Annotated in this window: 24 protein-coding genes; 19 read left to right on the top strand and 5 right to left on the bottom strand. The window is 67.9% G+C overall.

Going from position 1 to position 25618, the window contains the following annotated elements; all coding sequences use genetic code 11:
- Positions 1 to 66: 66 nt before the first annotated feature.
- Complete coding sequence (gene trhO / locus AC5RVD_RS00665) at positions 67 to 969, top strand: oxygen-dependent tRNA uridine(34) hydroxylase TrhO (RefSeq protein WP_494125627.1); 903 nt, start codon at positions 67 to 69, stop codon at positions 967 to 969.
- A 147-nt stretch (positions 970 to 1116) separates the two neighbouring features.
- Here trhO and AC5RVD_RS00660 read toward each other — a convergent pair whose 3' ends face one another.
- Positions 1117 to 1695, bottom strand: a complete 579-nt coding sequence (locus AC5RVD_RS00660; protein WP_494125626.1) for a GNAT family N-acetyltransferase — start codon at positions 1693 to 1695, stop codon at positions 1117 to 1119.
- Positions 1696 to 1915: 220 nt separating this feature from the next.
- Between AC5RVD_RS00660 and AC5RVD_RS00655 the strand changes: the two genes are divergently transcribed.
- From AC5RVD_RS00655 to proC, 5 genes are all read left to right on the top strand, one after another.
- Entirely contained in the window at positions 1916 to 3445 is a 1530-nt protein-coding gene (locus tag AC5RVD_RS00655; protein ID WP_494126043.1) for a DUF7059 domain-containing protein, read from the top strand.
- A gap of 79 nt (positions 3446 to 3524) precedes the next feature.
- The gene (locus AC5RVD_RS00650) at positions 3525 to 4178 is read left to right on the top strand and encodes an ArsR/SmtB family transcription factor (protein ID WP_494113594.1); all 654 of its coding nucleotides are present in this window, start codon (positions 3525 to 3527) and stop codon (positions 4176 to 4178) included.
- Between the two features lie 179 nt (positions 4179 to 4357).
- The gene (topA, locus tag AC5RVD_RS00645) at positions 4358 to 7078 is read left to right on the top strand and encodes a type I DNA topoisomerase (RefSeq protein ID WP_494113593.1); all 2721 of its coding nucleotides are present in this window, start codon (positions 4358 to 4360) and stop codon (positions 7076 to 7078) included.
- Between the two features lie 90 nt (positions 7079 to 7168).
- Positions 7169 to 8185 carry a Ppx/GppA phosphatase family protein gene (locus AC5RVD_RS00640; RefSeq protein WP_494125625.1) on the top strand — a complete coding sequence of 339 codons (1017 nt, stop codon included), beginning with the start codon at positions 7169 to 7171 and terminating at the stop codon, positions 8183 to 8185.
- Positions 8186 to 8512: 327 nt separating this feature from the next.
- Positions 8513 to 9373: a pyrroline-5-carboxylate reductase gene (proC, locus tag AC5RVD_RS00635; RefSeq protein WP_494125624.1), complete on the top strand. Its 861-nt coding sequence runs from the start codon at positions 8513 to 8515 to the stop codon at positions 9371 to 9373.
- Between the two features lie 42 nt (positions 9374 to 9415).
- On the opposite strand, the gene AC5RVD_RS00630 is transcribed toward proC, so the two are convergent.
- Entirely contained in the window at positions 9416 to 10054 is a 639-nt protein-coding gene (locus tag AC5RVD_RS00630) for a potassium channel family protein (protein ID WP_494113609.1), read from the bottom strand.
- A 40-nt stretch (positions 10055 to 10094) separates the two neighbouring features.
- Complete coding sequence (locus AC5RVD_RS00625; protein WP_494125623.1) at positions 10095 to 11507, bottom strand: TrkH family potassium uptake protein; 1413 nt, start codon at positions 11505 to 11507, stop codon at positions 10095 to 10097.
- Between the two features lie 122 nt (positions 11508 to 11629).
- Here AC5RVD_RS00625 and AC5RVD_RS00620 point away from each other — a divergent pair, with 122 nt between their 5' ends.
- The 7 genes from AC5RVD_RS00620 (at position 11630) to AC5RVD_RS00590 (ending at position 18400) form a co-directional block, all read left to right on the top strand.
- The gene (locus AC5RVD_RS00620; protein ID WP_494125622.1) at positions 11630 to 12832 is read left to right on the top strand and encodes an acetoin utilization protein AcuC; all 1203 of its coding nucleotides are present in this window, start codon (positions 11630 to 11632) and stop codon (positions 12830 to 12832) included.
- Between the two features lie 152 nt (positions 12833 to 12984).
- Positions 12985 to 13464 carry an ArsR/SmtB family transcription factor gene (locus AC5RVD_RS00615; protein WP_494125621.1) on the top strand — a complete coding sequence of 160 codons (480 nt, stop codon included), beginning with the start codon at positions 12985 to 12987 and terminating at the stop codon, positions 13462 to 13464.
- Positions 13465 to 13826: 362 nt separating this feature from the next.
- Positions 13827 to 15167, top strand: a complete 1341-nt coding sequence (gdhA, locus tag AC5RVD_RS00610; RefSeq protein WP_494113587.1) for an NADP-specific glutamate dehydrogenase — start codon at positions 13827 to 13829, stop codon at positions 15165 to 15167.
- 161 nt (positions 15168 to 15328) lie between these two features.
- Entirely contained in the window at positions 15329 to 16210 is an 882-nt protein-coding gene (locus tag AC5RVD_RS00605) for an N-acetylglucosamine kinase (RefSeq protein ID WP_494125620.1), read from the top strand.
- A 426-nt stretch (positions 16211 to 16636) separates the two neighbouring features.
- Complete coding sequence (locus AC5RVD_RS00600; RefSeq protein WP_494126042.1) at positions 16637 to 17776, top strand: 3-deoxy-7-phosphoheptulonate synthase; 1140 nt, start codon at positions 16637 to 16639, stop codon at positions 17774 to 17776.
- A gap of 153 nt (positions 17777 to 17929) precedes the next feature.
- Positions 17930 to 18142 carry a helix-turn-helix domain-containing protein gene (locus tag AC5RVD_RS00595; protein WP_493978048.1) on the top strand — a complete coding sequence of 71 codons (213 nt, stop codon included), beginning with the start codon at positions 17930 to 17932 and terminating at the stop codon, positions 18140 to 18142.
- Positions 18143 to 18301: 159 nt separating this feature from the next.
- Complete coding sequence (locus AC5RVD_RS00590; RefSeq protein WP_003792170.1) at positions 18302 to 18400, top strand: 30S ribosomal protein bS22; 99 nt, start codon at positions 18302 to 18304, stop codon at positions 18398 to 18400.
- Positions 18401 to 18569: 169 nt separating this feature from the next.
- On the opposite strand, the gene AC5RVD_RS00585 is transcribed toward AC5RVD_RS00590, so the two are convergent.
- Positions 18570 to 19388 (bottom strand): HAD family hydrolase, encoded by an 819-nt coding sequence (locus AC5RVD_RS00585; RefSeq protein ID WP_494112403.1) that lies wholly within the window; start codon positions 19386 to 19388, stop codon positions 18570 to 18572.
- A gap of 65 nt (positions 19389 to 19453) precedes the next feature.
- Here AC5RVD_RS00585 and AC5RVD_RS00580 point away from each other — a divergent pair, with 65 nt between their 5' ends.
- The gene (locus AC5RVD_RS00580) at positions 19454 to 19714 is read left to right on the top strand and encodes a glutaredoxin family protein (RefSeq protein ID WP_494125619.1); all 261 of its coding nucleotides are present in this window, start codon (positions 19454 to 19456) and stop codon (positions 19712 to 19714) included.
- Between the two features lie 166 nt (positions 19715 to 19880).
- Positions 19881 to 20558, top strand: coding sequence for a redox-sensing transcriptional repressor Rex (locus AC5RVD_RS00575; RefSeq protein ID WP_494125618.1), 678 nt, complete (start codon positions 19881 to 19883; stop codon positions 20556 to 20558).
- 94 nt (positions 20559 to 20652) lie between these two features.
- On the opposite strand, the gene AC5RVD_RS00570 is transcribed toward AC5RVD_RS00575, so the two are convergent.
- The gene (locus AC5RVD_RS00570; RefSeq protein ID WP_494125617.1) at positions 20653 to 21474 is read right to left on the bottom strand and encodes a hypothetical protein; all 822 of its coding nucleotides are present in this window, start codon (positions 21472 to 21474) and stop codon (positions 20653 to 20655) included.
- Positions 21475 to 21724: 250 nt separating this feature from the next.
- Between AC5RVD_RS00570 and AC5RVD_RS00565 the strand changes: the two genes are divergently transcribed.
- The 4 genes from AC5RVD_RS00565 (at position 21725) to resB (ending at position 25604) form a co-directional block, all read left to right on the top strand.
- On the top strand, positions 21725 to 22387 hold the full coding sequence (locus tag AC5RVD_RS00565; RefSeq protein WP_494125616.1) for a histidine phosphatase family protein: 663 nt from the start codon (positions 21725 to 21727) through the stop codon (positions 22385 to 22387).
- Between the two features lie 54 nt (positions 22388 to 22441).
- On the top strand, positions 22442 to 23056 hold the full coding sequence (locus AC5RVD_RS00560; RefSeq protein ID WP_494125615.1) for a TlpA family protein disulfide reductase: 615 nt from the start codon (positions 22442 to 22444) through the stop codon (positions 23054 to 23056).
- Positions 23057 to 23058: 2 nt separating this feature from the next.
- Positions 23059 to 23847 carry a cytochrome c biogenesis CcdA family protein gene (locus tag AC5RVD_RS00555; protein WP_494112408.1) on the top strand — a complete coding sequence of 263 codons (789 nt, stop codon included), beginning with the start codon at positions 23059 to 23061 and terminating at the stop codon, positions 23845 to 23847.
- Positions 23848 to 24020: 173 nt separating this feature from the next.
- Positions 24021 to 25604, top strand: a complete 1584-nt coding sequence (resB, locus tag AC5RVD_RS00550) for a cytochrome c biogenesis protein ResB (RefSeq protein WP_494126041.1) — start codon at positions 24021 to 24023, stop codon at positions 25602 to 25604.
- The last annotated feature ends 14 nt before the right edge of the window (positions 25605 to 25618 follow it).

Below are 25618 nucleotides of genomic sequence, written 5' to 3'. Positions count from 1 at the left end.
GGCACAGGAAATCGATGACAACCATGTCACAATCCCTAATTTCCGACCACCGCGTACCCTTGATGCGTGGCTTTGAACCGAATTGTGCTTTATTACGCCTTCACCCCGCTGCCGGACCCGGACGCCGTCCGGCTGTGGCAACGCGCGCTGTGCGAGAAACTCGGCCTGCGCGGCCGGATCCTGATCTCCAAGAACGGGATTAACGGCACCGTGGGCGGCGAGCTGAACGCGGTGAAGCAGTACGTGAAAACCACGCGCGAATATCCCGCTTTCCGCGGCCTCGATGTGAAGTGGTCCGAAGGCGGGGCGGAAGACTTCCCGCGGCTGAGCGTCAAGGTCCGTGACGAGATCGTGTCGTTCGGTGCCCCGGGCGAGCTCAAAGTGGACCAGGGCGGCGTGGTCGGCGGCGGGACGCACCTGCTTCCGGAGGAACTGCACCAGCTCATCGACGCGAAGAAGGCAGCCGGCGAAGACGTGGTTTTCTTCGACGGCCGCAACGCCTTTGAATCGCAAATTGGCAAGTTCAAAGACGCCATTGTCCCGGACGTGGCCACCACCCACGACTTCATCAAGGAACTGGACTCGGGCAAGTACGACGAGCTTAAGGACAAGCCGGTGGTGACCTATTGCACCGGCGGCATCCGCTGCGAAGTGCTTTCATCCCTGATGGTCAACCGGGGCTTCCAGGAGGTCTACCAGCTCGACGGCGGAATCGTCCGTTACGGCGAAACCTTCGGCGACGCCGGGCTGTGGGAAGGTTCGCTCTACGTCTTCGATCAGCGCATGCACTTGGAGTTCACGCCGGACGCCAAGACCATCGGGGAATGCGTCCGCTGCCAGGCGCCGTCCAACAAGTTTGAGAACTGTTCCAACCCGGACTGCCGCCAGCTGACGTTGTACTGTTCCGCGTGCGCGGCGGATCCGCAGACCCTGCGCTGCCCGGACGGCTGCCCGGAGCCTGCCGCCTGACTGTCCCGACTGCTTTGCCCGACTGGCCTGCCCGACTGACCCGGACGGCAACACGTACGTCGCTCCCGGGCAGGGGGCTGTCCGAGAAACTGTTACGACGCGGGGACGATCCCGGGACGTCCCAAGGACGTCCGGTCCCCGAGCGGGTCAGGCGTTCGCGGTCTCCGGCCACAGGCCCGCGGTTGCATCCTGCGGTTCGATGTCCTCGACCTCGGTCTTGAACACGCTCATGCCCCGCGCCTGGTAGTTGGCAACAGCCGCCGGCCCGTCCAGTGAACAGGTATGCACCCAGACTCGCTGCACCGGCGGAAACCCGTCCCAGCGAACGTGCAACTGCCAGGCCTGCCGGATGCCCTCGGCCAGCAGCGCACCGCCGAGGCCGCGCCCTATCGCCTCGGGGAACAGGCCGAAGTACATGATTTCGACGTCGGTGCCCGCCGGGCCGGGGCGGCCCAGCAGTTCCACGTAGCCGGCCGGGGCGCCGGCGGTGTAAAGCACCCAGGTCTCCGCACCGGGAGCACGCACCACCTGCTCCCATTCGCCGCGCGTGAGCACCAGCCGGTCAGCCCAGTTCCAGCTGCTGCCCACACTCCGGTAGAGGAACTTGCTGAACTCGGGGCTGATCTGCCGTACCCGCACCACGGCGGCATCATCAGGCAGCGGGCGCGAGCCAGGCACCAGCTGGGCCAAATCGGTTTGTTCAAGGTAGGTGGTGGTGACGAGCATGAGGTCATTTAACCATCGCGGCACGTCCGCGGACGCACGGGCAGCAGCGACCCGCGGCCGCTGAAGGACCGCCAACAGCTCGGTTCCGGGCAGGTCCGGGGTGGCCGCGCCCTCGCCGGCGGGTCACTAAACTTGGGCCGTGCGTAATACAGACTTCTCCGACGTGGCCGACGCGCCCGCCAGCACCGACCCGCGGCTGCTGGCGGACCTGGCCGCAGACATGACCGACCTCGATTACAGCGTGGACGGGGTGGCGGCGCTGCTGGGCGCAGAGGCGTGGGAGGCCCTGGACCGCGACCAGCTGGTCCCGGCACTGCTGGCCACCGCCCGCCTGCTGGAGGATCCGTCACAGGGCCCCCTGGCCGCCGTCGTGCGCCTCTGGCTGCTGGGCCGGGGCGTGGAGCCCGGGCGGCTGGCACGGGCGTTCCCGCGCACCGGGCTGGACGGACTGGCTGCCCTCCGGCTGGCCGAGCACGACGGCGGCGAGTTGCGGGCCGCTGTTGACCTCCGCCCGTACGCCTTCGGCGAGACCGAGCTGTGGGTGGCCAGCGACCTCGGCGCGCACCAGCGGCCCGGCGTCCTCCGGCACGACCACGTTTTGGGTATCGGCCAGGCCTCGCTGACCCTGGCCCAGCTGACCGTGCGTCCCGAGGTGGAACGGGCACTGGACCTCGGTACCGGCTGCGGAATCCAGCTTTTCCACCTGCTGGGACACGCCCGCCACGCTACCGCGACCGACATCTCGGAGCGGGCGCTGGCCTTCACCCGGTTCAACCTGGCGCTCAACACCGGTGCCCTCGGGCTGGACCCGGACAACCTGGAGGAGCGGGTCAGCCTGCGGCTGGGCAGCCTGTTGGAACCGGTGGCGGGGGAGCGGTTCGACCTCGTGGTGTCCAACCCGCCGTTCGTGATCACGCCGCGGCGCCCGGCCGAACGCGCCGACGAGCAATTCACCTACCGCGACGGCGGGCTGCCCGGCGACGACATCGTGGCCACCCTCTTCCGCGCCCTGCCCTCGGTATTGGTCGACGGCGGTGTTGCGCAGATGCTGGGCAACTGGGAAATTCCGGCCGGAGCCGGCAGTTGGCACGCACGGCTGGAGCAGTGGCTGGCGCCGGACATCGACGCCTGGGTGATCCAGCGGGAGCAGCTCAGCCCGGCGCAGTATGCGCAGACGTGGCTGCGCGACGCCTCGGTGAACCGCGACCCGGAGCTGTTCGAATCCGCTTACGCCGCTTATCTGGACGATTTCGCGTCCCGGGACGTGGAGGCCCTCGGCTTTGGGCTGGTCTGGCTGCGCCGCCCCCTGCTCGAGACAACGGCAGCCGCTGCAGGTGCAGGAGCGCTGCGGCGGTTCGAGGAGATCACGTATCCGATCGAGCAGCCCGTCGGCCCGCACCTGGCCGCAGCGGTCGAACGGGCCGATTGGCTGGCCGAGCACGCCGCGGACTTTGGCCGCCAGCATCTGCGGGTGGCCGAGGATGTGACCGAGGAGCGGCACCAGCGGCCGGGCGCCGAACATCCCGGCGTCATCCTGCTGCGTCAGGGCGCGGGGCTGCGCCGGACCAACCTGATGAGCACCGAGTTGGCCGGGTTCGTTTCAGCCAGCGACGGCGACCTGGGCGTGGACCAGATCATTGGTGCCCTGGCGGCACTGTTGGGCCGCGAGGAGCCGGACTTCGCCCGGCAGCTGTCCGCCGAAGTGCGGAACCTGGTGGCAGACGGCTTCCTGGTGCCTGCCGGGGACTAGGAAATTGTTGCCGGATTGCAGTCGGGGATTGCCCGGCAGCCCCGCCCGGGAGCGGTGACCGGCATTACACTTACTGATCATGACTAAGGGTTCAACCACGACGACCGGCCGGGCGGCCGCCGCAGCGGCGGCCACTCGGGCGGAGCCGGCAGCCGGAGACAGGGTCAATATCTCCGATGCCCGGGCCATCCGTGCCCTGGCCCATAACGTGCGGTTGAAGGTTATCGAAGAGCTCTTTGATACGCAGCAGCCGGCCACCGCCACGGAGTTGGCCCAGCGGCACGGGCTGACCCCCAGCGCCATGAGCTACCACCTCCGGGCCTTGGAAAAGTGGGGATTCGTCAAGCGGTGCGTGAACCAGGGCGACGGCCGGGAGCGGCACTGGCAGGCCGCGGCCGGACGTTTGGACGTGACCAGCGTGGCCGACAGCCGTGCCGCCACCATGGGCGTGGTGGACGTGGAACTGAACGACCTGCGCGAACGTCTGTCCAAGTACGTTAAACGGGACAAGCAATTGCCGAACCCTGACACGTGGCGGCAGGAAGGGCACCTGGCCGCCCTCAGCACGGGACGGTTCTACCTGACCGAGGAACAGCGGAAGGACCTCGGCCGGCGGATCGGCGAGATCCTGCTGGAATACAGCCCGACCACCAATCCGGAGAACCGGGGTGAAGGGGCGGAAAAGCTCTACTATGTCTTCTCCTTCCTGCCCGGCGACATCGACAACGATTAGGGCCCTGCCGCGGGCATCGGCAGCGGTCCGCGGCACCGGAAGCAACCGGTGGCACCCGCTGGCGTTTTCTGTTTCGCGGTACTGTTGCGGCTAACCTAGTGCTGACGGTCCTCCACCCCGCCGGGTTGGGGGACGTATTTACAAGCGCATCAACACCCCTTTCTTTACGTAGGAGCACAGTGCCAGCCAAGGCCCGCGAAAAAACCGGCAAGAAACTCGTCATCGTCGAGTCCCCGGCCAAGGGCAAAACCATCGCCGGGTACCTCGGCGAGGGCTTTGAGGTCACGGCTTCCATGGGGCACATCCGTGACCTGCCCCAGCCCTCCGACCTGCCGGCCGAGCTGAAAAAGACGTCCGTCGGCAAGTTTGCCGTGGATATCGAGAACGGTTTCGAGCCGTATTACGTGGTGTCTCCGGACAAGAAGAAAAAGGTGTCCGAGCTCAAGTCGATGCTCAAGGACGCCGACGAACTCTATCTGGCAACTGACGGTGACCGCGAAGGCGAAGCCATCGCGTGGCACCTGCTGCAGGTGCTGCAGCCCAAGGTGCCCGTGCACCGCATGACGTTCAGCGAGATTACCCGCGAAGCCCTGCAGCGCGCCCTGACCGAGGTCCGCGAGGTGGACACCGACCTGGTCGACGCCCAGGAAACCCGCCGCATCGTGGACCGGCTCTTCGGCTACGAACTCTCCCCGGTGCTCTGGCGCAAGGTCAAGGCCGGCCTGTCCGCCGGGCGCGTACAGTCGGTGGCCACCCGGCTGGTCGTCGAGCGTGAGCGCGAGCGGATGGCGTTCCGTGCGGCCTCCTACTGGGACCTGGTGGCCACGGTGGCGCCGGAGGACGCCGCCAAGGGCGGGGTGTTCAAGGCCAAGCTGGTCTCCGTCGACGGCAGCCGGGTCGCCGTCGGCAAGGACTTCGACGATCTGGGCCGGCTCAAGGCGCGCTCCGCCGTCCATCTGGACGAGGCCGCCGCCACCGCCCTGGCAGACTCCCTGCGCAGCGCCCGGTTCTCCGTCCGCGCGGTTGAGAACAAGCCATACACCCGCCGTCCGGCAGCGCCGTTCACCACGTCCACCCTGCAGCAGGAAGCGGCCCGCAAGCTCCGGTTCTCCGCCCGCTCGACCATGCAGGTGGCGCAGAAGCTGTACGAAAACGGCTACATCACCTATATGCGTACGGACTCGCCGGCGCTGAGCGACCAGGCCGTCAACGCCGCGCGCCGCCAGGCCTCCGAGCTGTACGGACCCGAATATGTCCCGGATGCCCGCCGCGTCTACAAGGGCAAGGACAAGAACGCCCAGGAAGCCCACGAAGCCATCCGGCCTGCCGGGGACTCGTTCCGCACGCCCGGCCAGGTCCGCAGCCAGCTTTCCGGCGACGAATACCGGCTGTACGAGCTGGTCTGGAAACGCACGGTGGCCTCGCAGATGGCCGATGCCAAGGGGTCGACGTCGACCGTGCGCCTCGGCGCCACGGCCGGAGACGGGCGGGACGCGGAGTTCACCGCATCCGGCACCGTCATCACCTTCCCCGGATTCATGGCCGCCTATGAGGAGGGCAAGGACGCCGGCCGCGAGGACGACGACGATGCCACCGGCGGACGCCTGCCGAACCTCGCCAAGGGCGACGCGCTGGACGCGCAGGCGGTCGACGCCGTCGGACACGAGACGTCCGCACCGCCGCGCTACACGGAAGCATCGCTGATCAAGACGCTGGAAGACCGCGGCATCGGCCGCCCGTCCACCTACGCCGCCACCATCTCCACCATCATGGACCGCGGCTACGTCCGCACCCGCGGCTCCGCCCTGGTTCCGAGCTGGATCGCGTTCTCCGTGGTGCGGCTGCTGGAGGAGTACTTCAGCGACTACGTGGACTATGACTTCACGGCGGAACTCGAAGAGGACCTCGACCGCATTGCCCGCGGCGAGGCCAGCCGGACGGAGTGGCTCTCCGGCTTCTATTACGGGGACCGCAAGGAAACCGGCCTGAACACCGTGGTGAACGACTTGGGCGAAATCGATCCGCGCCGGATCAATTCAATCGAGATTGCCGAGGGCATCACCTTGCGGGTGGGCAAATTCGGGCCCTACCTGGAACGCAACGGCGAGGGCGACGGCGAGGAGCCGGAGCGGGCCAACGTCCCCGACGACCTGGCTCCGGACGAGCTGACCCCGGAGAAAGCCCTCGAGCTCATGGAAACCCAGGGACCGGGCGAGCGCGAGCTTGGCACGGACCCGGAGACCGGTCGGACGATCGTGGCCAAGGAGGGCCGTTACGGCGCCTACGTCACCGAAGTGATCCACGAGCCGACGGCCGAAGAACTGGCCGCGCAGCCGGTGGAGTACTACAAGAACGGCAAGCCCAAGCCGCCGAAAAAGCCCGCCAAGGTCAGGCCGCGCACCGGTTCCCTGTTCAAGTCGATGAGCGTGGACACCGTCACCCTCGAGGACGCGCTGAAGCTGCTGAGCCTGCCGCGGGTGCTGGGCACCGACGCCGAGGGCACCGAAATCACCGTGCAGAACGGCCGCTTCGGCCCGTATCTGAAGAAGGGCAGCGACTCGCGGTCGATCGGTTCCGAGGAGGAAATCTTCACCATAACGCTGGAACAAGCGCTGGAGATCTACTCGCAGCCGAAGACCCGCGGCGGACGCACCGCGGCTGCTCCGCTGGCCGAGTTCGGCGTGGATCCGGTGTCGGAGAAGAACATCGTGGTCAAGGACGGCCGGTTCGGCCCCTACATTACCGACGGCGTCACGAACATCACGGTGCCGCGCTCAACCGCCATCGAGGAACTGACCCGCGAGCAGGCCATCGAACTGCTGGCGGAGAAGCGCGCGAAGGGACCGGCGAAACCGGCGGCGAAGAAACCGGTACGGCGCAAGGCCGCCGCCAAGAAGTAGCGGACGTGCCCCGGCCGTTGCCCGCGGCGGTCGGGGCCGGAACCGTTGCCCGTTTGCGGTGCCCGGGCCGCAACACTGCATAATGAGAACATGCGTCTGGGCGTCCTCGACATCGGTTCCAACACGGTGCATTTGTTGTTGGTGGATGCCCACCCGGGTGCCCGGCCGGTGCCTTTCGCCTCGCACAAGCGGCCGTTGTCGCTGGTGGCCTATTTGGATGCCGAAGGCAATATCAGCGAAGAGGGCCAGCAGGAACTCATCGGCTTTATCCGCGAGGCCTGGAGGTTTGCCGGGCTGCATGGCGCCGAAGACATGCTGGCCTTTTGCACCTCCGCCATCCGCGAAGCGAACAACGGCAGGGCGGTGCTGGACCGGGTCAAGGCGGAAGCCAATGTCACGCTGCAGGAGCTGACCGGCCCGGAGGAGGCCGGCATGACCCTGGTGGCCGTCCGACGCTGGTACGGCTGGGGGTCGGGCACCATCCTGGATTTGGACATTGGCGGCGGCTCCTTCGAAATGGCTATCGGCCATGATGAACTGCCGGAACTCGCCGTATCGGTGCCGCTGGGGGCCGGCCGGCTGACCCGCCAGTGGCTGCCCGAGGACCCGCCGAGCGTGAAGAGCATCAAGGACCTGCACGGGTATATCCGCGAGACGCTGGCTCCCGTCGTGGGAGAGTTTTCTGCACTGGGCCGGCCGGACATGGTGGTCGGCACTTCCAAGACCTTCCGCTCGCTGGCACGGATCGCCGGAGCCGCCCCCTCGGCCGCCGGCCCGTACGTGCGGCGGGAACTGCACCGCACGGACCTGTCCCTGTGGGCGCGCAGGCTGGCCGCCATGCCGGTCAGCGACCGTGTTAATTTGCCTGGCGTTTCGATGGTGCGGGCGCCGCAGCTGCTGGCGGGGGCGATGGTTGCCGAGGCGGCGATGGAAATGTTCGAGATCGAGACCTTGCAGATCTGCCCCTGGGCTCTGCGGGAGGGGCTGATCCTCAAACGCTTCGACCACCTGCTCTACGACAGCGACGCCCCGGTCAGCCCGGTGGGCACCATGCTGGTGCAGCAGGCGCTGGAGCCGGCCCCCGCCGTCGAAAAGGTGGGCAGCTAGCGACTTCGGCCCAAAAGCCGCGCAGTTGTCAGTGCCCGTGGGGGCTTACAAGGTTTGCGGTCCCCGACGGTGCTTAAATGGCGACGCCGGCGAACGTTGCGGTTGGTTGGGGGAGTCAACCGCTGTTCGCCGGCGCCTGGACCGGAACCAGCAGATCCGGTCCATCATCACTCGCACCTTGATGAGGTGCTTACGACACTAGGCGGCAACTTTGGGACAACGCCGTGAAATACCTGAACGACACCTGTGAGTTCTTCCCGGCCGGCTGCGGCGAGGGACGGAACGGCGGCACGCGCCCGATGACGGCCACGTGATTCAATGACAGACATGACTGCTGACGCCACCGGAACACCAACCGCACGCCGCATCGCTTTCCTGGGCTGTGGGTCCATGAACGAGGCCATCTTGGCCGGGCTGCTGGCCTCGGGAACACCGGCCGAAAACGTGACGGCGACAGTGCGCCGCAGCGAGCGCGCGGGGGAACTGCGCGGACGTTATCCCGGCCTGACGGTGCTGGCGGAACAGGACGACCCCGCGGCCAACGCCACCGCCGTGCAGGGTGCCGACGTTGCCGTGCTGGGGGTCAAGCCGGCGGGCATCGCGGACCTGTGCCGGAGCATCGCGCCGGCTTTGGACGCGGCGACGGTGGTGGTTTCCGTGGCCGCGGCGGTCACCGTTGCCGCCATGGAAGCCGCGCTGCCGGCAGGCCAGCCGCTGGTGCGCAGCATGCCCAACACGCCGCTCAAGGTGCGCCGGGGCGCCGTTGGCATCTCTGCCGGCAGCCACGTGACGGATTCCCAGCTGGCTGCCGCCCGCGAGGTGTTCGCCGGCGCCGGCACCGTCGTCGTGGTTCCGGAAAACCAGTTGGACGCCGTGTCGGCGGTCAGCGGTTCCGGCCCTGCCTATGCCTTCTACCTGGCCGAGGCCATGGCCGCTGCCGGCGTGGAGCTGGGCCTGGACCCGGAGCTGTCGATGACCCTGGCCCGCGAGACCGTAGCCGGCGCGGGCATCATGCTCACCGCGCCGGATGCGGACCCGGCGGCCATGCGCCGCGCCGTCACCAGCCCGAACGGCACCACGGAGCGCGCCATCGCCTCCTTCGACGACGACGGGCTGCCGCGTGTCATCGCGCGCGGTGCCGCGGCCGCCGCCGAACGGGCGGCCGAGCTGTCGCGCGAACTGGCCTGAACCGCGGCAGGCCCTGGGATCCCGGGAACGGCGCGGGCTCCGCTACGGACGGGCCGCGAAGCGCTCCAGCAGGTCCACGTGCCCGGAGACGATCAGCATGTCCCGGCTGGAGACCTTGGTTTCCGGCCGCGCATAGGTGAAGTCTTCGCCGGGTGACTTCACGCCCACCACGGTGACGCCGTACCTTGAGCGCACCTGCGACTCACCCAGCGTGAAGCCCTGGGTTTCCTTCGGCGGGTACATCTTGACGATGGCAAAACCGTCGTCGAACTCGATGAAGTCCAGCATCCGTCCGCCCACCAGGTGGGCGGCGCGGCGGCCGGCGTCGGCCTCCGGATAGATGACGTGGTTGGCGCCGATGCGCGAGAGGATCTTGCCGTGCGACGGGGTGATGGCCTTGACCCAAAGGTGCTCGATGCCCAGGTCCACCAGGTTCACGGTGATCAGCACCGAGGACTCGATCGACGTGCCGACACCGACGACGGCGGAGCTGAACTCCTGAGCGCCCAGCTGGCGCAGCGCGTCGATGTTCGTCGCGTCGGCCTCCACCACGTGGGTCAACTGCCCCGACCACTTCTGCACCAGTGCCGGATCACGTTCGATCGCCAGCACCTCGCGGCCCTGCTTGACCAGTTGTTCCGCAGTGGAGGCACCGAAGCGGCCCAAGCCGACCACCAGCACGGGCGCGTTGTGGGCGGGACGTCTGTTCGATGCGGACTTCTCAGCCAATGATGGGCCTCTCTTCGGGGTAATGGAACAGCTGGCGGCGTTCGCGCAGCGCCAGCGCGGCGGCCAACGTGATGGTGCCGACGCGGCCGGCGAACATCAGGGCGCAGAGCACGTATTTGCCCTCGGGCGGCAGTTCGGCGCTCAGGTTGGTGCTCAGCCCGCAGGTCGCGAACGCGGAAATGACCTCGAACAACACCCTGTCCAGGCTTTCGCCCGTGAAGGCCAGCAGCAGGCCGCAGGCGACGGCCACCAAAGTGGCACCCATGACGATGACCGAGATGGCCACCCGCATGGCGCCTTCCGGGATGGTCCGGCCGTGGATCTTCACGTCCCGGTCGCCGCGGGCCTCGGCCACGATGGCCAGGAACACGATCGCGATGGTCGTGACTTTGATGCCGCCTGCAGTCGACGCGGAACCGCCGCCGGCGAACATCAGGGCATCGGAAAAGAGCATGGTGGACGGCTCCAGATTGTTCATATCCACCAGGTTGAAGCCGAGCGAGCGGGTCATGACGGAGGCGAATGTCGCGTGGAGGACCTTGTCCCAGACGCTCATGCCGCCCAGGGTCTCCGGGTTGCTCCACTCCATGGCTCCCCAGACCAGGGCGCCGACCACCAGCAGGATCAGCGACACCTCGACCGTGAGCTTGGTGTGGAGGTTCCATTTGCTGAAGCGCCAACCCCGCTCCAGGAGCACCATGACCACCGGGAAACCGAGGCTGCCGAGGAAACCTCCGGCCATCAGCGGCAGCAGGATCCACTCGTCGGTCTCGTAGGGGACCAGGCCGTCCGAGTGCGGGGTAAACCCCGCGTTGTTGAACGCCGAGATGGCATAGAAGATGCCGTGCCAGGCGGCTTGGGGAAAGGATTCGCCAAGCATCAGGAAGCGGGGGAACAGCACCAGGGCGAGCACCACCTCGATGATCACGGAGGTGGCGATCACGATCCGCAGCAGCGCGCCGACCTCGCCCAGGCGGCCTGCGTTGTTCATGGCGGACTGGGCGATCAGTTTGCCGCGCACGCCCAACCGTTTGCTCACCATGAGCGCCAGCAGCGAGGCCAGGGTCAACGTGCCCAGGCCGCCGATGAAGATGGCCAGCAGGATCACGGCCTGGCCGAGGAAAGACCAGTGGGCAGCGGTGGACACCACGGTCAGCCCCGTGACGCAGACGGCCGAGACGGCCGTGAAGAAGGCGTCGTGCAGCGGCGTGATGGCGCCGTCCCGCGCCGCGGCCGGCAAGGACAGCAGCCCGGTGAAGACCAGGATCACCGCCACGTAGACGATCAACGCCAGCCGTGCCGGGGAACTGTTGGCAACGCTGTCCACGAAGTCGCGGAGCGTGCGCAAGAGGCTGATTCGTTCGTGTTCCCGCCCGGCCAGCCATGACGGCTGCTGTCTGGTCATCCCAATCGCTTCTGTCCGGCTCCGAATTGCTGACTTGTTCCTTGCAGTAGTAAATCATCATTTGACAGCACGGGCGCGGGACGAATGCGTGCTGGCCGGTGCTTTCGCGTAGCCTGTCTGTGATGTCAGCGACCCCAGTTCCCGCGGTTCCCACTCTGGCGGTGTGGAGCGAATCCGTCTTGGCGTACAACTTCGGCGCGCACCATCCCATGTCGCCGATCCGGTTGGACCTGACGGCCAGGCTGGCTGACGAATTCGCCATCTTCCACCGTCCGAACGTCACCTTGGCCGCAGCGGAAACCGCCGGCGACGCGGCGCTGCAGACCGTTCACGACCCGGCCTACGTGGCCGCGGTAAAGGCGGTCAGCGAAGACCCGGACGCCATCGATGAAGAGCGGGGCCTGGGCACCGAAGACGACCCGGTGTTTCCGGGCATGCACGCCGCCAGTGCCCGGATCGCCGGGGCCTCGCTGCAGTCCGCGGCCGCGATCCTGGACGGCTCGGCGCTGCACGCGGTCAACTTCGCCGGCGGCATGCATCACGCCGCGCGCGGCAAGGCGAGCGGGTTCTGCATCTACAACGATTGCGCCCTGGCCATCCAGCACCTGCTGGATAACGGCGTGCAGAGGGTCGCGTACCTCGACGTCGACGCGCACCATGGCGATGGCGTTCAGTCGATCTTCTACAACGACCCGCGGGTGCTGACCATCTCCCTGCATGAAACCGGCACCCACCTGTTCCCGGGGACGGGTTTTGCGAACGAGAGCGGGGGTCCGGAGGCGCCGGGCAGTTCCGTGAACGTCTCCATGCCGCCACGCTCCGGCGACGCGGCCTTCCTGCGCGCCTTCCACGCGGTGGTCCCGCAATTGGTCAGGGCCTTTGCCCCCGAAGTGATTGTCAGCCAGCACGGGTGCGACAACCACGCCCGCGACCTGCTGAGCAGCCTTCGGCTGAGCGTGGATGCACAGCGGCAAATGATGCTGGACACGGCCGACCTGGCGCGCGAGATCTGCGGCGACCGGTGGATCGCCACGGGCGGCGGCGGCTACGACGTCTTCAACGTGGTGCCCCGGTCCTGGACCCACATGCTGGCCATTGTTTCCGGCCGGGCCATTCCGCTGCACAGCGAGGTGCCGCAGTCCTGGCAGGACTATGTCGAGGTCCGGTACGGGCAGCAGGCCCCGTTGTACATGGGCGACGACGCCGACCTGTGGTGGCGCTCGTGGGAGGTCGGCTATGACCCGAACGACAGCGTGGACCGCACCGTGATGGCCACGCGCAAGGAAATTTTCCCCTACCACGGGCTCGATCCCTGGTTCGACTAGGCGGTCTGAAAGGCCGGCCGGTCGAGCCCACGCGGTTCGGCGGGCTAACCAGGCGGTGGGCGCAGGCAGCGGTATAACGATTTTGCGGCGCCGGGGCTCCGGACCGCCGCCAAGGGTGTGCCGCAACGCATATATGCGATTAGGGTAATGGAATGGCCATCGATGATGTCTTTGCAGTGATTGCGGAAGGTACCCGCCGGGACATACTCGGCTCGCTTCGTGACGGCGACAAAGCGGTGGGCGAATTGGTTGAAGAACTGGAGGTCAGCCAGCCGACCGTCTCCAAGCACCTGAAGGTGCTGCGCGAAGCCGGACTGGTCTCCATGCGCGCGCAGGGGCAGAAGCGCTACTACTCGCTGCAGGCCGGGCCGCTGCAGGATGTGGCCGATTGGATCATCGGTTTCGGTGTTGATGTTCTGCCCGTGACCGAGGCGGAGCCGGTGGCACCCGCGGTGGCGGCCGCCGTCGTCGCCCCGCAGGAGCCCGCGCATGCCGTGACCGGGCGGAGCCTCAAGGTTCCGGTTCCCGCCAACCTCAGCCGATCGCTCGGGCAGGCGGCGAACAAGGCAACGACCAAGGCCGCGGACATCTTCGCGCACCTGCCCAAACTGCCGCGCCGCCGCCGCGGCTGAGCGGCAGGCCTGCCGCCGTTGCAGGCAACAGCCCGCGCCGCGGCCGGGCCGCAACCCCGCACCGGGCGGAGGACCCGGGCGGTGATGACCCGCCGGTGATGAACCGCACATTCGGACCCCGGCGGCCCGGTCCGTTCGCCCGTGACGGGCCGCACTTTCCGCGCCAGCCACAGGGCGATCGGTGCCAGATATGCCCGGATCCGTGCGACAAAACGGCCAACTGTACCGCCAGCCGGCGCGTTACGGGGCGGTTCAGGGATGTGTCAGGCGTGTTTCTTAGATTCCGCTTCTTGTGGTTTTCTGTGTGAGGGCCTGCAGCAACCTGAGTGCCCCAATACGTCAGCTAGTGAAGGGACGCACCCATGGATGCCCACCTGCTTGAAGTCCGCGACGAAGTCTTCCGCCGCAACCCAGGCGAAACGGAATTCCACCAGGCCGTCACCGAAGTCTTCGAAACCCTCGAGCCGCTGTCCGCCCGGCATCCCGAGTACTCCGACGCCGCGATCCTGCAGCGCATTTGCGAGCCCGAGCGCCAGATTATCTTCCGCGTGCCGTGGGTGGACGACGCCGGCAATGTCCAGATTAACCGCGGCTTCCGCGTCGAGTTCAACTCCGCGCTTGGCCCCTACAAGGGCGGCCTGCGCTTCCACCCCTCCGTCTATCTGGGCATCATCAAATTCCTCGGCTTCGAGCAGATCTTCAAGAATGCCTTGACCGGCATGCCCATCGGTGGCGGCAAGGGCGGCTCCGACTTCGATCCGCGCGGCCGGTCCGACGCCGAGGTCATGCGCTTCTGCCAGTCCTTCATGACGGAGCTCTACCGCCACATCGGCGAATACACCGACGTTCCGGCCGGGGACATGGGCGTGGGGACCCGCGAAATCGGCTACCTGTTCGGCCAGTACAAGCGCATCACCAACCGCTACGAGTCCGGCGTCCTCACCGGCAAGGGCACCGGCTGGGGCGGTTCCCTGGTCCGCCCGGAAGCCACCGGTTACGGCGCGGTGCTGTTCGCGCAGGAAATGCTCAAAACCCGCGGGCAAAGCCTGGACGGGCAGCGCGTGGCCATCTCCGGCTCCGGCAACGTGGCCATCAACGCCGTCGAAAAGGCGCAGGAACTCGGCGCCACCGTGGTCACCGCCTCCGACTCCGGCGGCTACATCGTGGACGAGGCCGGCATCGACGTCGAACTGCTGCGCCAGATCAAGGAAGTTGAGCGCGGCCGCATTTCGGAGTACGCCGAACGCCGCGGCTCGGCCGTGCACTACGTAGCGGACGGCAACATCTGGGACGTCAACTGCACCGTGGCGCTGCCGTGCGCCACGCAGAACGAACTGGATGAAAAATCCGCCCGCCGCCTGGTGGAGTCCGGGTTGGTCGCCGTCGCCGAGGGCGCCAACATGCCCTGCACGAGCGAAGCCGCCTCCATCTTCCAGGACGCGGGCCTGCTGTTCGGCCCGGGCAAGGCGGCCAATGCCGGCGGCGTGGCCACTTCGGCCCTGGAGATGCAGCAGAACGCCAGCCGCGACGCCTGGACCTTCGAGTACACGGAGCAGCGCCTGGCGGACATCATGGTCGGCATCCACAACCGCTGCGCGGAGACCGCCGAGGAATACGGCATGCCCGGCAACTACGTGGCGGGCGCGAACATCTCCGGCTTCAAGAAGGTCGCCGACGCCATGCTCGCCCTGGGCCTCATCTAAGGCAGCGGGCCCAGCTAAAGCACTGATCACGACGACGGTGCCCGCCCCGGCGGGCACCGTCGTCGTTTTGTGCGCCGCGGGGCTGTCCCCGCGGCGTCGACAGGCCCGCGGACGGGCCGGCCAGGCCGCTGGCTGCGGGACGCCCCGAGTAAGCTCACTCCATGGTGCAAAGACTGATCGGGCTGGATATCGGCGGCAGCAAGACGCACGGGATCCGGCTGGACGACGGCTTGCTGGTTGCGGAAGCGACGGCGGGCAGCGCGAACGTCCAGAACGCCAGCCCCGCCCAGGCCGCCGCGGCCCTGTCCGAGGTCTTCGGCCGGCTTGGGGTGGCCGGGATCACCGCGGTCTACGCAGGGGCGGGCGGGATCGACACCGAGGGCGATGCCGCGGCGCTGCGCGTGCTGATCGCCCCGCTGGCACCCGGGGCGGACGTCCATGTTGTCCACGACACCCGCCTGGTGCTGGCCGCCGGACACCTCGGCACGGGGATCGGCGTGGTGGCCGGCACCGGATCGTCGGTATGGGGCATCAACGAGGCCGGCCTTGAGGCCCGCGCCGGCGGCTGGGGGCACCTGCTGGGCGATGAAGGCAGCGGCTACTGGCTGGGGCGGGAAGCAGCGCGGCATGTACTCTCCCGGCTGGATGCGGGCCTGCCGCGGGACCGGCTTACGGACGTGTTGCTGGACGACTGCGGGCTGCAGGAGCCGGTGGAACTGATCGCGCTGTTCCACTCACCGAAAACCGACCGGCGGTTCTGGGCCGGTAAATCCCGGCTGGTGGTGGCCGCCGCCGACGAAGGCGACCCGCCGGCGGGGGCGATCGTCGACCGCGCCGCGGCGGATCTGGCCGGCCAGATTGCCCTGGTCGCCCGGCGGCTGGGCATCAGCGGCCCGGTGGTGCTCGGCGGCGGACTCGGCATGAACGTCCCGCGGTTCCAACGTTCGCTGCTTGCCGTGCTGGAACCGCACGGGATCGCAGACATCCGCCCGCTGGACCGGGAGCCCGTCTTCGGCATTGATGTCCTGGCCGGCCTGGCCTGAGCGCGCTCCGCGCACGCACCCTTCCCGCCCCTCCGGCCGTGTGCCGCCGCAGCCGGCGCTGCGCCGTCGGGCTGGCGCTGCCGCGCGGGAGCCGGCGCCCCGCCGCTGGGCTGGCCTCGGACTTCCGCTGCCGCCGCGGGTTCCGGCGCCCCGACGTCGTCATAATCTGTCATGTCCCGGCGCGCGTTTTCCCTCTCCCGCGGATCCCGCGTAGAGTTCTGGGTATGACGACTCGTTGGTATGCGTATTTTGCGTTGGCTCTGGAGGGGCCTGACGTAACCGCTTAGCGCGTACGCACACCGACCTTCAGAGCCAACAGGGCAGAGATTATTCTCTGCCCTTCGCCATTTCTCCGGCGGGTTCTGTAGCGAAGTCCCGCCGCCAACAGACGGGACACAGACCATGAATGCAGCAGCCAATCACCTCCTGGAGACCGAAGCGCCGACGCCGGGCAACGGCGTCGCTGAGGTAGAAGCGGCGGCCCCGGCCTCGCCGCGCAGCACGAACAACCTGCGGGTGGGCGGCTTCAGCCCGCTGCCGTCACCGGGCGACGTGTTGCAGGAACAGCCCCTGACCGCCGAAGCCGCCGCCGTCGTCGCCCGCGGCCGCGAGGAGATCCGCGCGGTCATGGACGGAGTGGACGACCGGCTCCTGGTGATCGTCGGGCCGTGCTCGATCCACGACACCGCGGCAGGCCTGGACTACGCGCGCCGCCTGGCGCAGGTCGCCCGGGATCACCGCGAAGAGCTGCTGATCGTGATGCGCACGTACTTCGAGAAGCCGCGCACCACCGTGGGCTGGAAAGGGCTGATCAACGACCCGCGGTTGGACGGCTCCCATGACATCGCCGCCGGCCTGCGGCTGGCGCGGACCTTCCTGCTGGAGGTGGCGGAGCTCGGACTGCCGGTGGCCACGGAGTTCCTGGAACCGATCAGCCCGCAGTACCTGGCGGACCTGGTCAGCTGGGGCGCGATCGGTGCACGCACCACCGAGAGCCAGATTCACCGCCAGTTGGTGTCCGGGCTCTCCATGCCGGTGGGTTTCAAGAACGGCACCGACGGCGGGCTGCAGGTCGCGCTCGACGCCTGCCACGCCGCGTCCGCGGCACAGGTGTTCCTGGGGATCGACGGCGAGGGGCGGGCGGCGCTGGTGTCAACCAACGGCAACCCCGACACCCACGTGATCCTGCGCGGCGGCGCGAGCGGGCCGAACTACGGAGCCGACCAGGTCGCGTCGGCCTCCGGGGCGCTGGCCGATGCCGGTCTGAATCCGCGGCTGATCGTGGACGCCAGCCACGCCAACAGCGGCAAGAGCCACCACCGCCAGGCCGAGGTGGCGCTGGAGATCGCCGCGCAGGTCGAAGCGGGTGGCAGCGCCATCGCCGGCCTGATGCTGGAGAGCTTCCTGGTGGGCGGGGCACAGAAACTGGAGGTTTCCCAAGACGCCGGAAGGGCGTTGGTGTACGGGCAGAGCGTCACGGATGCCTGCATGGAATGGGACGTGACGGCCGACGTGCTGGCCCAGCTTGCGTCGGCCAGCCGACATCGCGCCACGAAAGCGGCCTGAGGGCTAAAGGCCGTGCTTGGTTAAAACGCTTAAGCTACAGTGTGCACTTTCACTTTTGCCACAACAGCCTCTAAAGTATCTAGGAAGACGGTTGTTGGGGCGGGGCAAGGCGGCACGCCGCCGGTGTTGCTTACAGTAAAGGAACAGTGCGTAATGGCTGACGAGAACAATTTCTCGAGTGTGCGCTTCTTGACGGTGTCGGAAGTGGCCGCAGTCATGCGCGTGTCCAAGATGACCGTTTACCGCTTGGTGCATTCGGGCGAGATGCCCGCGGTGCGCTTCGGACGTTCCTACCGGGTGCCCGAATCAGCCGTGGAGGAGTACCTGCGCGGCGCCGTGATCGACCGGGAGACCGGGACCGCCTGACGCTCCGGTGCTGGCCTGCTGCCATCCGGCGGTCAATGCCGGGGGTGCAGAGGCGGTACCCTGTTAAGGAACGTTTTACGTCATCGTCGAAAACCGTGAGTTGGCGTGTGCCCCGCCGGGCGCCGGCAGCTTGCGAAACTATTAATGAATGAGGGACTCGTGGGTTCAGTTATTAAGAAGCGCCGCAAGCGTATGGCCAAGAAGAAGCACCGTAAGCTGCTTCGCAAGACCCGTCACCAGCGCCGCAACAAGAAGTAGGACCGGCAACCGGTTCCCAAGCTTCCAAGGCCCGCCAGGAAACTGGCGGGCCTTGTGCCGTTAACCGGTTTGATGCCGTTGGGTTGGGTTGGGTGGGGTCGTGTGCGGTGGGACGGGGCGGAACGGGAGCCGTGCGGGTTGGGTTGGGGTGGACCGGCTGTGCCGGCCGTTATGCCGCCGGCCGGCGGAACCAATTGACGCCGCGCCAGAGCCCGTAGACCGCACCGGCACCCGTGGCGGCCTTGAGGCCCACCGTGGCCGCCCGCCGGCCGCTCCTGAAGTCATAGACCGGCCAGTTGTTCTGCCGGGCGTGCCGGCGCAGCCTGGTGTCCGGGTTGATGGCCACTGGGTTGCCCACCAGTGTCAGCAGCGGGACGTCGTTGTAAGAGTCGCTGTAGGCCCAGCAGCGCGCCAGGTCCAGGCCCTGGCGGATGGCCAGCTCCTCGACCGCGACAGCCTTGGCCGGCCCGTGCAGGATGTCCCCGATGAGCCGTCCGGTGTAGGCACCGTCTTCGAGTTCGCCCACCGTGCCCAAGGCGCCGGTCAGGCCAAGCCGGTCGGCGATGACGGCGGCCACTTCAACCGGCGTGGCCGTCACCAGCCAGACCTTGCGGCCCACCCGCAGGTGCTGGTCCGCCAGCGCCCTGGTTCCGGGCCAGATCTTGGAGGCGATGACTTCGTCGTAGACCTCGTCGCCCAGTTGTTTGACGTCGTCGCTCATCAGGCCGGTGGCCAGGGCCAGGGCCGTGTCGCGGATGGACTGGATGTCCCTGAGGTTTTCTCCCCGCATCAGGAAGCGGGCCTGTTTGAAGCCGAAGCCGGCAGCGTCGCGCAGCCGGAAGGCGCCGCGCTGGTACATCTTGCGGGCCACGTGGAACAGGCTGGCGCCGCGCATCAGGGTGTTGTCGACGTCGAAAAATGCCGCTTCCGTCCCCGGGTCGGCGGAGACCGAGGCGCGCTGTGCATGGCCGGCGGCGGTCTTGGGCATGCTTCGAGTCTAACGAGGCGCCGGGAATTGTCCGTTCACTGCCGTTGGCGGCTACCGTGGAAGGCATGAGTGGATCCGACGCCGGCCGTGCGCACGAACTGGTGCTGCTGACCAAACCCGGCTGCCATCTGTGCCAGGCGGCACGGGAGACGGTCGGGAGCGTCGCCGGGGAGCTCGGTCTGGCCTGGCAGGAGAAGAACATCCTCGAGGACCCCGAGCTTGAGCGGCGCTTCGCCGAAGAGATCCCCGTGGTCATGATCGACGGCGTCCAGCGGGACTTCTGGCACATCGATCCGGACCGGCTGCGACGGCTGCTCACACAGTAGCCCGCGGCCCACAGGCCCGCGTCATCGGAGTTGGAGAGCGGCGCGGGGCAGCTTAATCTTGGGGGGACACTAGCCTGCGGTTGGACAGCCGCCGGCGGCACCCAGGGCCCGGACCGGCTGGACACAGCAGGGCCGGAGCCCCGCAGCAGGCATCGGAGCGACAACAGTGACCCACCTCCCGGATACCGAGGCGGCCAGGACATCCGGCAACGAGATCCCGCCGGCCGCGCTCGCACGCCTGACCATCTACCTCCGGGCCCTCAATTCGCTGGTGTCTGAAGGCACGGAACGCATATCCTCCGAGCAATTGGCCGAATCCGCCGGCGTCAGCCCGCCCACCCTGCGCAAGGACCTCTCCTACCTCGGGTCGTTCGGCACCCGCGGCGTGGGCTACGACGTACGGCTGGTCGGCCAGGAGATTGCCGCGGCTCTGGGGCTCACCCAGGACTGGAAAGTCGCGATCGTCGGCATCGGCAACCTGGGCAGGGCATTGGCCGGCTACTCCGGATTTAGCACCAAGGGCTTCGGGGTCGTGGCGCTCTTCGACGCAGACCCGCAGGTCGTCGGGTCGGAGGTCGCAGGGATGCGCGTCAGCCCGATCACTGACCTGGAACCCGTCCTGCGGCAAACCGGAGCCAACATGGCGGTCCTGGCCGTGCCTGCGGCCGCGGCGCAGGGACTCTGCGACCGGCTCGTCGAAGCCGGCGTGACGAGCATTCTCAGCTTTGCGCCCGCGGTGCTGCAGGTCCCGTCATCTGTGCAGCTGCGCAAAGTGGACATGGCCACTGAACTGCAGATCCTGGCCTACCACGCGCAACGGGCGCAGGCGACGGAGCATAGCTGACCAGCATGCCCCGCCGCCGGCGGACGCCAAGCGCCCGTCATGCGCCCGTCCGGCAGACGTCAAACGGACGTCGAGCGGCCGGAACCGCTCCTGCTCAGCGGCCGTAGATGCCGTACTTGTGCGCCTTGGTGGCCTGGAAGTACCTGTTCGACGCCGGCAGGAACAGCAGCACGATCGCCGCGATGCCCAGCAGCACGGACAAGGTGCCGAACCAGATGTTGAAAAGTCCGAACAGCGACAGCGCGGCGAACACCGTGCCGGTGATCCGGGCCCAGTTCTTGCCTGCCTTCACGCCGAAGGCCACCATCAGGTACAGCCCGACGGCGATCACCGCGGTGATGACGATAAACACTCCCGCCGTGCCGCTCATCATCTCCGCCAGCTCCGCGTCGGAGAACTGGCCGCCCTGCTCGCCCAGGGCTTCGCGGACCGCCGGGTCGTTGAGCACCGTCGCCATGGTGCCGTCCAGGTTCGCCAGTTCCGTCAGCATTTCGATGGCGGTCAGCACGGCGGCGGCGATGATCAACCAGAAGGCGATCATGACTTCGCGCGGCGCCGTGGGCTTGGCGGCGGTCTGCGCCTGCCCGCCGGGGTAGCCGTACTGGCCGGGCACGGCGTTCTGGTAGCCGTAGGGCTGCTGCCCATACTGCTGACCGTACGGGGACTGGCCCTGCTGGCCCTGACCGTAGGGCTGCTGGCCGGGCTGTCCGTACTGCTGGCCGTACTGCGGCGGGTTCTGCCCGTACTGTCCGTACTGGGGGGCGTTTTGCCCGTACGGAGGCTGATCCGAGCCGGGCTGCTGGGGCGCGTTCTGGCCGTACTGCGGCAGGTTCTGCCCGTACCGGGGCTGCTCTGGGCCTCCGGGCCGGCCTTCCCCGTCACCGGGCTGGTTCGGTTCGTTCTCTGGGGTGCTCATGGCCGGTTCCTTTTCATCTCATCCACACGGGTCGCACGTCTGTGCCGGCTGGCCTGCGCGCCGGCCGCAGAGGTGCTGGGCAGCTGTTAATGCAACACTACAATGCAGGCTCGCGCCGTGTCGGTCGGCCTGAAGGATGATTTTCGGCTCGCGGCCAGGCACGCAGCCGGCCGCGCCGCCGGAGGTGCACGCCCGCCGGCGGGACGCCGGGCTTTTGGGCAAACACCGGCGGTTTGAGACACTTGTACGCATGCCCGAAGCTACCGTCCACCTGCTCCGCCACGGCGAGGTCCACAACCCCGACCGCGTGCTCTACGGCAGGCTGCCGAGCTTCAGGCTGTCCGCCCTGGGCCAGGAAATGGCCGAGTGCGCCGCCGGCTACTTTTCCGGGCGCCGCGACGACGGCGCCACCATCAGTTACCTGGTGGCATCGCCGCTGACCCGGGCACAGGAAACAGCCGCCCCGACCGCTAAGGCGCTCGGCCTCGAGATCGTTACCGACGAGCGGATCATCGAAGCCGAGAACCACTTCGAGGGCCTGGCGGACATCCGCTCGCACCTGAACCAGCCCCGGCACTGGCCGCACCTCTACAATCCCTTCCGGCCGTCCTGGGGGGAGCCGTACGCGGCGCAGGCCGCCCGGATGCGCAAGGCCATCGACGACGCCCGCCGGATCGCGGTGGAACGCGGCGGCGAGGGTGCCGAGGCGGTGCTGGTCAGCCACCAGCTGCCCATCTGGGTGACCCGGCTGGCCTGCGAGGGCAAACGGCTCTGGCACGATCCCCGCCGCCGGCAGTGCACGCTGGCCTCGGTGACTTCCGTGGAGTTCGACGACGGCCGGCTCACCGCGGTGCGTTATGCGGAGCCGTGCGCCCACCTGCTGCCCGGTGCGGCGAACCTGCCCGGAGCATAATAGAATTACTACGCGTTGTAGAAGTGGGATACCCCCAACCCCACGAAGAAAAGTGTGACTGTGACTGCCGATAACCCCCGTTCGTTCAATCGCCGTACCGCCTTCAAAGTCAGTGCGGGGCTGCTGGGCGCCCTCTCGCTTGCCGCCTGTTCCGCCGAGGATCCGTTGGCCCAGCAGGCCAATGCGGGCGACAACAAGAACTACATTGCCGGCGACGGGTCGGTCACCGAGTACGCGCCCGACTCGCGCGGCGAACCCGTCCAGCTGACCGCCAAGCTTTTCGACGGCACCACCGTCGATGCAGCCGACTGGGCCGGACAGGTGACGGTTCTCAACTTCTGGTACGCCTCCTGCGCGCCGTGCCGGCTGGAAGCTCCGGACCTGCAGGCGCTCAGCGAGGAATTTGCCGACGGCGCCCGGTTCTACGGTGTCAACATCAGGGACGAGCGCCCCACGGCCGAGGCATTCGAGCGCAACTTCGGGGTGACGTATCCCAGCTTTATGGACAAGAACGGCGACGTCCTGTTGGCGATGACCGCCTATGTGCCGCCGCAGGCCGTACCCACCACGCTGGTGCTGGACAAGGAAGGCCGCGTCGCCGCCCGGATCCTGGGCGTTGCGGACAAGGGCACCCTCAGGGCCCTGATTAAAGACTCAGTGGCCGCCTAGCAATGGGGTGGTCGACGGCCGCGCTGCCGATGACTTTGGGCGGCGCCTTTGGCGACACGGTGCTGAACGGCTCCGTGCTGCTGGCAATCCCCGTGGCCATGCTGGCCGGGCTGGTCTCCTTCCTGTCTCCGTGCGTGCTGCCGCTGGTTCCCGGCTACCTGGGCTACGTCACCGGCCTGACCGGCGTGGACCTCGAACGCCAGCGGCGCGGCCGGATGTTCGCCGGCATCGGCTTGTTCGTGTTGGGCTTTTCCGTCGTCTTCGTGATCATCGGGGCGATCTTCGGCCAGCTCGGTGCCTGGTTGAAGGGCAGCGACGCCGGCTGGGTCACCCAGGTGCTGGGCGTCGTCGTCGTCGCCATGGGCATCATCTTCATGGGCGGCCTGTCCTACTTCCAGCGGGACCGCAAGATCCAGTCGCGTCCGCCGGCCGGGTTGTGGGGAGCGCCGGTGCTCGGCATGACGTTCGGGCTGGGATGGGCGCCCTGCATCGGCCCGACATTCTCGGCCGTGCAGGCGCTGGCCTACTCGGGCGGCGCGGATGCGGCCAAGGGCGCGTTTCTGGCCTTCGTTTACTGCCTGGGCCTGGGGATCCCGTTCCTGCTGATCGCCCTCGGCGTGCGGCGGGGGATGGGCGCCATGGCGTTCTTCCGCCAGCACCGGTTGTTCCTGCAGCGGGCCGGCGGCGCCATGCTGGTGGTTTTGGGCCTGCTGATGGCCAGCGGGCTCTGGGGAGACTGGGTGACGCAATTGCAGGACTGGTTTGCAAATGAAGTGAGGCTCCCGATCTGATGAGTCAGACACCCGACGGCGCTGGGCGCCATGACGAAGCCGATGCTCCCGCAGCGGCCGGAACGGGCACGGGCGGCGGCGGCCGGGCCGTGAAGGACCGTGAGTCCGCGAAAGACCGGAAGCGCAGCCGCGACAGGGACGACGTTGCCGTCCCCGCGCTGGGTTTCGCCGGCATGCTGCGCTGGGCGTGGACCCAGCTGACGAGCATGCGCACTGCGCTGTTCCTCCTGCTGCTGCTGGCCGTGGCCGCGGTGCCCGGTTCGCTGTTCCCGCAGCGCCCGGCCAACCCCGCCGTCGTTACCCAGTACATTGCGGACAACCCGGAGGTCGGGCCGTGGCTGGACCGCTTCCAGCTCTTCGACGTGTACTCCTCGGTGTGGTTCTCCGCCATCTACCTGCTGCTCTTCCTGTCGCTGATCGGCTGCGTCATCCCGCGCGCCATCCAGCACTACAAGGCCATGCGGTCGCAGCCGCCCAGGACTCCCCGCCGGCTGTCGCGACTGCCCGAGTACGGGTCCATGGCGGTCCCCGCGGAAGCCGGCGTCTCCGCGCGCTCGGCCGTGGAGGACGCCGCCCGCTTGCTGAAGCGCCGCGGTTACCGGGTGGATGTGCGCGATGCGGCCACCGACCGGCCCTCCGTGGGAGCCGAGCGCGGCTTCGGCAAGGAAATCGGCAACCTGGTCTTCCATACCTCGCTGATCGGCGTGCTGGTGTCAGTCGCCATCGGCGGGCAGTTCGGCTACACCGGCCAGCGGATTTTGGTCGAGGGCGAAACGTTCGTGAATTCGCTCATCGGCTACGACAACTTCAATCCGGGAACCGGGTTCACCGAGAACCGGCTGGAGCCCTTCTCCATGCGCCTCGACGAGTTCGAGGTGGTCTTCGACCGGGAATCGCCGACCCACTACGGCCAGCCGCTCGATTTCACCGCCACGCTGACGGTGCGCGGCGAGCCGGGGGCACCCGAGGAACAGCAGGTGCTGAAAATCAACCACCCGCTGACCATCGGCGGAACGAACGTGTACCTCATGGGCAACGGCTATGCGCCGGTGGTGACCATCCGGGACGGCGAGGGCAACATCGCCCACCAGGGCCCCGTCGTCGCCATTCCGAACGACGGCGCCTACACCTCCACCCTGGTGATCAAGGTGCCGGACGCGCAGCCGGAACAGCTGGGCTTCGTCGGGTTCTTCCTGCCGACCGCGATGGAAGGCGAAGACGGGGTGGCCTACGGCAGCGACCCGGATCCCATGAACCCCCGGCTGTACCTGAACTCCTACTACGGCGACCTCGGCCTGGACAACGGCGATCCCAAGAATGTCTACGTCCTGGACACCACCGAGCTGACCGTCCTCAACGACCGCAACCAGGACGACGGCGGCATCGAGCTCGCCGCCTACGAAACGGCGGAACTGCCCAACGGAATGGGCAGCGTCACGTTCGACGGCCTCGTCCGCTATGCCGCCCTGGACATCCACCACGATCCCGGCAAGGTCGGCGCCCTCGTGTTCTCCTCGCTGGCCCTGGCCGGTCTGGGCGCCTCCCTGTTCATCGGCCGCCGCCGCGTCTGGGTGCGGGCCGGCACCCACGAGGACGGCCGCACCATGGTCGAGTGGGGCCTGCTGGCCCGCGGCGAGGACCATCGGCTGGCCCCGGAAGCGGCCGCCATCAGCAAACTCTTCCACACCCAGTGGCTGACGGATCCCGCCCCCAGGGCGCACAATAGCAAGAGCGCCGCCGGCGTTGACAACTCCTAAGGACATCTCTTCCC

It is taken from the genome of Arthrobacter sp. THG-b23 (assembly GCF_059091265.1).
Note: the sequence above shows the minus strand (reverse complement) of the source record. Positions and strands in the feature narration are given on the sequence as shown.

Bases quoted from the DNA above. Each gene is read 5' to 3' on its own strand.
- AC5RVD_RS00555 (WP_494112408.1), top strand. From the start codon at position 23,059: ATGGGGTGGTCGACGGCCGCGCTGCCGATGACTTTGGGCGGCGCCTTT.
- AC5RVD_RS00620 (WP_494125622.1), top strand. From the start codon at position 11,630: ATGTCAGCGACCCCAGTTCCCGCGGTTCCCACTCTGGCGGTGTGGAGC.
- AC5RVD_RS00570 (WP_494125617.1), bottom strand. From the start codon at position 21,474: ATGAGCACCCCAGAGAACGAACCGAACCAGCCCGGTGACGGGGAAGGC.
- proC (WP_494125624.1), top strand. From the start codon at position 8,513: ATGACTGCTGACGCCACCGGAACACCAACCGCACGCCGCATCGCTTTC.
- AC5RVD_RS00660 (WP_494125626.1), bottom strand. From the start codon at position 1,695: ATGCTCGTCACCACCACCTACCTTGAACAAACCGATTTGGCCCAGCTG.
- AC5RVD_RS00585 (WP_494112403.1), bottom strand. From the start codon at position 19,388: ATGCCCAAGACCGCCGCCGGCCATGCACAGCGCGCCTCGGTCTCCGCC.
- AC5RVD_RS00565 (WP_494125616.1), top strand. From the start codon at position 21,725: ATGCCCGAAGCTACCGTCCACCTGCTCCGCCACGGCGAGGTCCACAAC.
- AC5RVD_RS00605 (WP_494125620.1), top strand. From the start codon at position 15,329: ATGGTGCAAAGACTGATCGGGCTGGATATCGGCGGCAGCAAGACGCAC.
- AC5RVD_RS00650 (WP_494113594.1), top strand. From the start codon at position 3,525: ATGACTAAGGGTTCAACCACGACGACCGGCCGGGCGGCCGCCGCAGCG.
- AC5RVD_RS00595 (WP_493978048.1), top strand. From the start codon at position 17,930: ATGGCTGACGAGAACAATTTCTCGAGTGTGCGCTTCTTGACGGTGTCG.
- gdhA (WP_494113587.1), top strand. From the start codon at position 13,827: ATGGATGCCCACCTGCTTGAAGTCCGCGACGAAGTCTTCCGCCGCAAC.
- AC5RVD_RS00640 (WP_494125625.1), top strand. From the start codon at position 7,169: ATGCGTCTGGGCGTCCTCGACATCGGTTCCAACACGGTGCATTTGTTG.
- AC5RVD_RS00655 (WP_494126043.1), top strand. From the start codon at position 1,916: ATGACCGACCTCGATTACAGCGTGGACGGGGTGGCGGCGCTGCTGGGC.
- AC5RVD_RS00615 (WP_494125621.1), top strand. From the start codon at position 12,985: ATGGCCATCGATGATGTCTTTGCAGTGATTGCGGAAGGTACCCGCCGG.
- AC5RVD_RS00580 (WP_494125619.1), top strand. From the start codon at position 19,454: ATGAGTGGATCCGACGCCGGCCGTGCGCACGAACTGGTGCTGCTGACC.
- AC5RVD_RS00625 (WP_494125623.1), bottom strand. From the start codon at position 11,507: ATGACCAGACAGCAGCCGTCATGGCTGGCCGGGCGGGAACACGAACGA.
- resB (WP_494126041.1), top strand. From the start codon at position 24,021: ATGCTGCGCTGGGCGTGGACCCAGCTGACGAGCATGCGCACTGCGCTG.